This window comes from Pseudoalteromonas sp. NZS37 (assembly GCF_015864265.1).
GTDB classification, from domain to species: domain Bacteria; phylum Pseudomonadota; class Gammaproteobacteria; order Enterobacterales; family Alteromonadaceae; genus Pseudoalteromonas; species Pseudoalteromonas arctica.
In genome coordinates this window covers 1-1,171 of sequence record NZ_JADYXL010000044.1, presented here as the reverse complement: position 1 = coordinate 1,171, position 1,171 = coordinate 1, and the positions used below count along the sequence as shown (strand labels likewise).

At 41.9% G+C, this 1,171-nt stretch carries 1 protein-coding gene; it reads left to right on the top strand.

What is annotated here, in order from left to right; genetic code table 11:
- The first annotated feature begins 17 nt into the window (after window positions 1-17).
- Entirely contained in the window at window positions 18-824 is an 807-nt protein-coding gene (locus I6F47_RS20285) for a hypothetical protein (protein WP_197184456.1), read from the top strand.
- Window positions 825-1,171 lie beyond the last annotated feature (347 nt).

Below are 1,171 nucleotides of genomic sequence, written 5' to 3'. Positions count from 1 at the left end.
GGGCGAGGTGATAGCGAGTGGCAATTAATCCAAACAATGAACTAGATGCTTTGCATGTTTGTTATTTGGCGGGTACTGGTGGCGGCAAAACAGCAGCTGTAAAACTGCTAAAGGGCTTGATGGGTTCGCAGGTTGCTATTTTTGATTTGTACGGCGATTACAAATATGACGCGCGAAAAAACACACCGTTTAACGGTTTGGGCGGTCGCGTTGTTTATCATTTTGATACGCGTCAAAAATTCGCGGCGGCGTTCGCTGATGCATGGCGAAGTGGGCAAAAATTCGTGGTGGCATATTCGCCTTTGTTTAGCGAATCATTAAGCCAATCGCAGCTAAAAGAGGCAAAGAAAAAAGAGTTACATTGGTTCGGTCGCTTAATGTGGGCAGCCGCAGACGGTAAACGCCGACTTGATGTGATTATTGAAGAACTAGCAAAGCTTACAAGCACTGCGGGTAAAGATGATTCTATTGTTGGTGAAATGGCAACAGGTGGTCGTAAATTTGGCTTAGTGCTTCACACTGTTTTTCAGCGTTCGCAAGAAGTGCCAAAAACGATTTGGAATAACTCACCGCGAAAAGTGTTAGGTGCTCAAGAATCACGGCACGATGCAAAATTAATTGCGGTCGAATTAGATGCAGATTTAAACGATGTAATTCAGCTAAGCAAGATGAATGGACAGCGCTCTAAAAAGCGTTTGCACTACCTTGTAAAGTCAGCGGGCGGAATTGGGAATATTGACCCGTACAGCATAAATATTGATAAGTCATGTATAGACTTTGGTAATTGCAAAAAGCTAACACTTGAGAAATTGAGAGGTATTTAATTAAAAAAAGAGCGAATTTCGCTCTTTTTCGCTATGTGGGGAGCGAAACCCGCTAGGCGAAAGAGCGAAACACTTGGTTTATTAGCAATCGAATTTTAACAAATCTTTTAATAAACCGAGGTTTTACCATGTTTAACAAGAATACTTTATTTACTGTTGGCGCAACGCTGGCAGTATTAGCCGTACTTAGTAATGTACGTGCTGCGCGTCCTCTTCAACGCATTATTTTAGGTTAAGGGGCGAATAATGAAAAATATTGCACCTCTAAATAAAATTACTGGCGTTCAAGCGGGCGGCACTGTTTCGCTATCTTTACCAGTAAATTTGACGTATGACAAAATACACTT